4 protein-coding genes are annotated in these 6,181 nt (G+C 70.0%); 1 reads left to right on the forward strand and 3 read right to left on the reverse strand.

What is annotated here, in order from left to right; translation table 11 throughout:
• Positions 1–109: 109 nt before the first annotated feature.
• Entirely contained in the window at positions 110–3,148 is a 3,039-nt protein-coding gene (locus tag KDK95_RS25960) for a vitamin B12-dependent ribonucleotide reductase (RefSeq protein WP_212520911.1), read from the reverse strand.
• Positions 3,149–3,313: 165 nt separating this feature from the next.
• The gene (nrdR, locus tag KDK95_RS25965; protein ID WP_212520912.1) at positions 3,314–3,769 is read right to left on the reverse strand and encodes a transcriptional regulator NrdR; all 456 of its coding nucleotides are present in this window, start codon (positions 3,767–3,769) and stop codon (positions 3,314–3,316) included.
• Positions 3,770–4,296: 527 nt separating this feature from the next.
• Here nrdR and lexA point away from each other — a divergent pair.
• Positions 4,297–5,247: a transcriptional repressor LexA gene (lexA, locus tag KDK95_RS38365; RefSeq protein ID WP_212520913.1), complete on the forward strand. Its 951-nt coding sequence runs from the start codon at positions 4,297–4,299 to the stop codon at positions 5,245–5,247.
• Between the two features lie 425 nt (positions 5,248–5,672).
• Here lexA and KDK95_RS25975 read toward each other — a convergent pair.
• A partial coding sequence (locus KDK95_RS25975) for a hypothetical protein (protein WP_212520914.1) occupies positions 5,673–6,181 on the reverse strand: 509 nt, incomplete at its 5' end.

The raw sequence follows: 6,181 nt of genomic DNA on the forward strand, positions 1-6,181 counted from the left end.
CTCTGCGAGTATCCGGCCGTTTCCGTTCAGGGAGAACGGAGAGAAACGCGCCGGGCCCCGCGCACCCGGGAGCGGATGCGCGGGGCCCGGCGTTCGGGCGGGCGGGCCGTCAGCTGCAGCCGCTGGTCGAGCCGCAGCCCTCGCAGACGTAGCAGGAGCCGGCCGGGCGCATCTTGGTGCCGCAGTTGGCGCACAGCGGCGCGTCGGCGGCGTGGCCCAGCTTGGCCTCCAGCAGCTCCATCGAGGAGTGCGCGGCGGAGGTCGGGGCCGGCTGCGCGGCGGCGGCCGGGGCTTCGGCCTCGGGCTCGGCCTTGCTCGGGGCGTGGCGCTCTATCGGCGCGGACTGGGCCAGCTCGGTGAAGTCCGTGTCGGCGTCGGCCGGCAGGTACGAGCCGGTCTCCAGCTGGCGCTGGCGCTCGGCGGCCGAGTAGATCCCGTAGTCCGCGCGGACGTCGAAGGGCAGGAAGTCCAGCGCGAGGCGGCGGAAGATGTAGTCCAGGATCGACTGGGCCATCCGCACGTCCGGGTCCTCGGTCAGGCCGGCCGGCTCGAAGCGCATGTTGGTGAACTTCGAGACGTAGGTCTCCAGCGGCACGCCGTACTGCAGGCCCACCGAGATGGCGATGGAGAACGCGTCCATCATGCCCGCGAGGGTCGAGCCCTGCTTCGCCATCTTCAGGAAGACCTCGCCGAGGCCGTCGTCCGGGTAGGAGTTGGCGATCATGTAGCCCTCGGCGCCGCCCACCGAGAACGACGTCGTCGAGCCGGTGCGCGACTTGGGCAGCCGCTTGCGGGTCGGGCGGCGCTCGATGACCGTCTGGACGACGGGGGCGACCTGCGCGACGACGGACTCGGCCGCGGCCTCGTACTCTGTGCCGCCGATGCCTTGCTGAGCCCGGCGAAGCCGGTCCTTCTCCGCCGCCTCCTTGGCCGCGGCCTCCTTCTTCGCGCCCTTGGCGTCCTGCAGGGGCTGGCCGACCTTGCAGTTGTCGCGGTAGACGGCGAGCGCCTTGAGGCCGAGCTTCCAGCCCTCGTAGTAGATCCGCTCGATGTCCTCGACGGTCGCCGACTCCGGCAGGTTGACCGTCTTCGAGATCGAACCCGAGATGAAGGGCTGGATCGCGGCCATCATCAGCACGTGGCCCATCGGCGCGATCGAGCGCTCGCCCATCGCGCAGTCGAAGACCTCGTAGTGCTCCGGACGCAGCGCCGGGGCGCCGACCACGTGGCCGTGCTCGGCGATGTAGGCGACGATCGCCTCGACCTGCTCCTCCGGGTAGCCGAGGCGGTGCAGCGCGCGCGGCACGGTGTTGTTCACGATCTGCATCGAGCCGCCGCCGACCAGCTTCTTGAACTTGACCAGCGCCAGGTCCGGCTCCACGCCGGTGGTGTCGCAGTCCATCATGAAGCCGATGGTGCCGGTCGGGGCCAGCACGCTCGCCTGGGCGTTGCGCCAGCCGTTCACGGCGCCGATCTCCAGGCAGTCGGCCCACTCGGCCTTCGCGGCGTCCAGGATCGCCTTGTCGAACTCCTCGAGCGTGTGCACCTGGCCGGTGGCCTCGGCGTGCTTGCGCATCACCCGGGCGTGCGGCTCGGCGTTGACCGCGAAGCCGTTGTACGGGCCGACGATCCCGGCCAGCTCGGCCGAGCGGCGGTACGCGGTGCCGGTCATCAGGGCGGTGATCGCGGCGGCGATGGCCCGGCCGCCCTCGGAGTCGTATGCGTGGCCGGTCGCCATCAGCAGCGCGCCGAGGTTGGCGTAGCCGATGCCGAGCTGGCGGAAGTCGCGGGTGGTCTGGCCGATCGCCTCGGTCGGGAAGTCCGCGAAGCAGATCGAGATGTCCATCGCGGTGATGACCAGCTCGACGGCCTTGGTGAACAGCCCGTGGTCGAAGGTGTCGTCGTCCTTGAGGAACTTGAGCAGGTTCAGCGAGGCCAGGTTGCAGGAGGAGTTGTCCAGCGACAGGTACTCGGAGCACGGGTTGGACGCGGTGATCCGGCCGGTGTTCGGGTTCGTGTGCCAGTCGTTGATGACGTCGTCGTACTGCAGGCCGGGGTCGGCGCACTCCCAGGCGGCCGTCGCGATCTGCCGGAACAGGTCCTTGGCGTCGACGGTGTCGATGACCGAGCCGTCGGAGCGGGCGGTCAGGCCGTACTCGGCGCCCTGCTCGTAGGCGCGCATGAACTCGTCGTTCACCCGGACCGAGTTGTTCGCGTTCTGGTACTGGACCGAGGTGATGTCGGCGCCGCCGAGGTCCATGTCGAACCCGGCGTCGCGCAGGACGCGGATCTTGTCCTCTTCGCGCGCCTTGGTCTGCACGAACTCGCGGATGTCCGGGTGGTCGACGTCCAGGACGACCATCTTCGCGGCACGCCGGGTGGCGCCGCCGGACTTGATGGTGCCGGCCGAGGCGTCGGCGCCGCGCATGAAGGAGACCGGCCCTGAGGCGTTGCCGCCGGAGGAGAGCAGCTCCTTGGACGAGCGGATCCGGGAGAGGTTCAGGCCGGCGCCGGAACCGCCCTTGAAGATCAGCCCCTCCTCGCGGTACCAGTTCAGGATCGAGTCCATGGTGTCGTCCACGGACAGGATGAAGCACGCGCTGACCTGCTGCGGGCTGGCGGTGCCGACGTTGAACCAGACCGGCGAGTTGAAGGAGAAGACCTGGTGAATGAGCATGTGCGTCAGCTCGTGCTCGAAGATCTCCGCGTCCTCGTCGCCGGCGAAGTAGCCGTGCTCCTGGCCCGCCTTGCGGTAGGTCTGCACGACGCGGTCGACGACCTGGCGCAGCGAGGTCTCGCGCTGCGGCGTGCCGAGGGCGCCGCGGAAGTACTTGGTGGTGACGATGTTCGCCGCGTTGACCGACCAGAAGTCGGGGAACTCCACGCCGCGCTGCTCGAAGTTGACGGAGCCGTCCCGCCAGTTGGTCATCACGACGTCGCGGGACTCCCAGTTCACCGCGTCGTACGGGTGCACGCCCGCCGTCGTGTAGACGCGCTCGATGCGCAGCCCGTGGCCCGGCTGGCCGACCTTGGCGGCGGCCGGGGCCTTGGCCGCCGTCTTCTTACCGCTGCTCTGGTTAGGCACCGCCGCTCCCTTCTTGCCGCTGCTCCGGCGGGGAGTCGTCCCGCTGCTGATGGTCTCCGTCATAGCCCCTTCTCTCCCATTAGAGGTCAACAAACCGGAGCGCGGTCAGCTTCCCCGCTGTCGCGCTGAGTCATCGACGATCTCGACTGTGTGACGGCGTTTCGCGCCAGTTGTCGTGCCGTTCGTGCCAGATATGCCGGTCGTGCTCGCTGTGCTTTCTTGGTGAAGTCAGTTCTGGGCGCCCTGCAGGCGCAGCTCGGCGATGGCCTTCTCGAAGTCGTCGAGCGACTGGAAGGCCTGGTAGACCGAGGCGAAGCGCAGGTAGGCGACGAGGTCGAGTTCGCGCAGCGGGCCCAGTATCGCCAGCCCCACCTCGTGCGAGGGCATCTCCGCTGCGCCGGACGCGCGCACGGCCTCCTCGACCCGCTGGGCGAGCTGCGCGAGCTGGTCCTCGGTGACCGGCCGGCCCTGGCAGGCCTTGCGCACGCCGGCGACGACCTTGTCCCGGCTGAAGGGCTCGGTGACGCCGCTGCGCTTGACCACCAGCAGGGCTGCGGTCTCGACGGTGGTGAAGCGCCGGCCGCACTCCGGACAGGACCGGCGGCGGCGGATCGCCGTGCCGTCCTCCGTGGTGCGCGAGTCGACGACGCGGGAATCCGGATGGCGGCAGAAGGGGCAGTACACGCCCGTTCACTTCCCTTCGATCAACGACTCCGACGGCCTCGGACGACCGCGTCATCCCGGGCACCCGCTGCGGTCATGACAACCTGCACTTGCGTTGATACCACAAGTACTAGGTGTTCCGCCGGGGGTTCCCACAAGATGTAGTGCCACGGTAGTCCTCCGCCGAGCGTCTGTGCAACCCGCGGTTCCCCCGTTCAGCCCTGTGTCACCGGACCCGCCGACCGCCGATCCGGCTACGCTGCGCGATCCGGGCCGGTCGGCGGCGGTGACCCGACCGTACGGCGCGAGCAGTTCCGGTGAATTCCGCAAGGGTGTTCGGCGCAAATTCCTTCGAGAGGATGAAATCGGCCGTCCGGGCCCGGATTTTCCGCCCGGATGGCGCAAGATTGCTCCTGGGAGGCAATGGACCCTGACCCGGACCACGGTGCGGTGGACGAGTTCGACGGCGTCTCGTTCGAACAAGTGTTGGGCGCTTGTCGGTGGCCTCGGCTACCGTGGTCGAGTGAAGGGAAGGGGATTGATCCGAGATGAGCGGACAAGGCGTCGTGCGGCAGCGCAAGGGCTCGGCTGACAAGCCGTCGGGACGAGCGGGTGGCGCGGCCGGCGCGAAGACGACAAAGGCGGCGCGCTCCGCCGTCGGGGAGGCCGAGGCGGTGACGAAGGTTCCCCTCGCCCTGCGGCTGACGGACCGTCAATGCCGCATCATCGAGGTCATCCAGGACTCGATCGACCGCCGCGGCTATCCGCCGTCGATGCGCGAGATCGGCGAGGCGGTCGGCCTGAACTCCACCTCCTCGGTGCGCCACCAGCTGGTGGTCCTGGAGTCAAAGGGCTTCATCCGCCGCGACCCGAACCGCCCGCGCGCCTACATCGTGCGCGGCCCGAGCGACCCGACCCAGGCCTGGCGCGCCCGGATGGCGCAGAGCCAGGGGGCGAGCGGCGTGGTCTCCGGGTCGGGCAACGGAGGCGAGCAGCAGCCGGCGGGCGCGGTCAGCCGCACCCAGTCCGCGCTGTCCAACCTCGGCAGCACCATGGCCGCCAGCGCCCAGTCCGCGATGGCCGCCCTCGGCGCGCTCGGCGGATCCGTCGGCGCCATGGAGTTCGTCCCGCTGGTCGGCCGCATCGCCGCCGGTGGCCCGATCCTGGCCGAGGAGTCCATCGAGGAGCTCATCCCGATGCCCCGCGCCATGGTCAGCGACGGCACGCTGTTCGCGCTCACCGTCGTCGGCGACTCGATGATCGAGGCCGGCATCATGGACGGCGACACGGTCGTCATCCGCCAGCAGCCCAGCGCCGAGTCCGGCGAGATCGTCGCCGCCATGATCGACGGCGAGGCCACGGTCAAGCAGCTGAAGATCACGCACGAGGACGACCGCCACGAGATCTGGCTGATGCCGCGCAACCCCAGCTACGACCCGATCCCCGGCGAGAACGCCATCGTGCTCGGCCGCGTGGTCACGGTGATGCGCCGGCTGTAGCGCCTCCGGCGAATGTCTTCCGGCGGTAGCGAGCACCGCCGGAGGACCGCCGTCCGCTCACGCTGCTGCTCAGATCGATGCCCTCATCGGCAGTCGGCTCAGACGCGCCGCGCGCCGTGGCGTCACGCGACGTGGCACCGCGCGCCGTGGCGTCACGCGACGTGGCGCCGCGCGCCGTTGCGTCACGCGACGTGGCGTTCACGGCGCGCTGCCCTTCACGGTGGCTCACGCGCCGTGGCGTTCTTGCGCCGTGGCGTTCTTGCGTCGTGCGTTCGCGCGCTGTCATTCATCCTGGGCTTCACGGGGCTGTCTGCCGTCGCGGCTGCCGCGTCGTGGCGTTCGTCGAGGCGTTCACGGCGTCGTCGCTCACGCGTCGTGGCGTTCACAGCGTCATGGCGTTCGTCGGGGCTCACGCGGGTTGTCGTTCACTCGCGCTCGCGGACGACCGAGAGCGCCCAAAGGGCCGCGCTGATCGCCGCGATCGAGAACGCCGAGATCGCGGCGACCCGCACGATCCGGTCATCCGACGCGAGCTGGAAGTGGTACCGCCCGATTACGTCGCCCACGACGAGGAACGTCCCTATCACCACGATCGAGCCGCCGCGGATCCCGCGCCGCAGCAGCGCGGTCCCGACAGCCGACACCGCCGCCACCCCCGCGATCGGCAGGGCCACCACGAACCCGAAGACCCCGGCCACTGCGATCGCGGCTACCCCGATGCCGGCCAGCGTGGTCGCAGCGACCTTCGCGAAGAGCCACGCGCGGTACCTCCACGTCGCCAGATCCGGCCCGAAGGCCACGGTGGCGACGAAGTAGCCCACCAGCATCGCGCAGCCGACCGCCAGGATCACATCCGTCTGCAACAGCGCACCGCCCGCCGCGGCGACGATCGCCTCGGGCGCGGCAACGACGACCGCCGCCCCCACCCACACCT

Origin of the sequence: Actinospica acidithermotolerans (assembly GCF_018139625.1) — a bacterium.
GTDB classification, from domain to species: Bacteria; Actinomycetota; Actinomycetes; order Streptomycetales; family Catenulisporaceae; genus Actinospica; species Actinospica acidithermotolerans.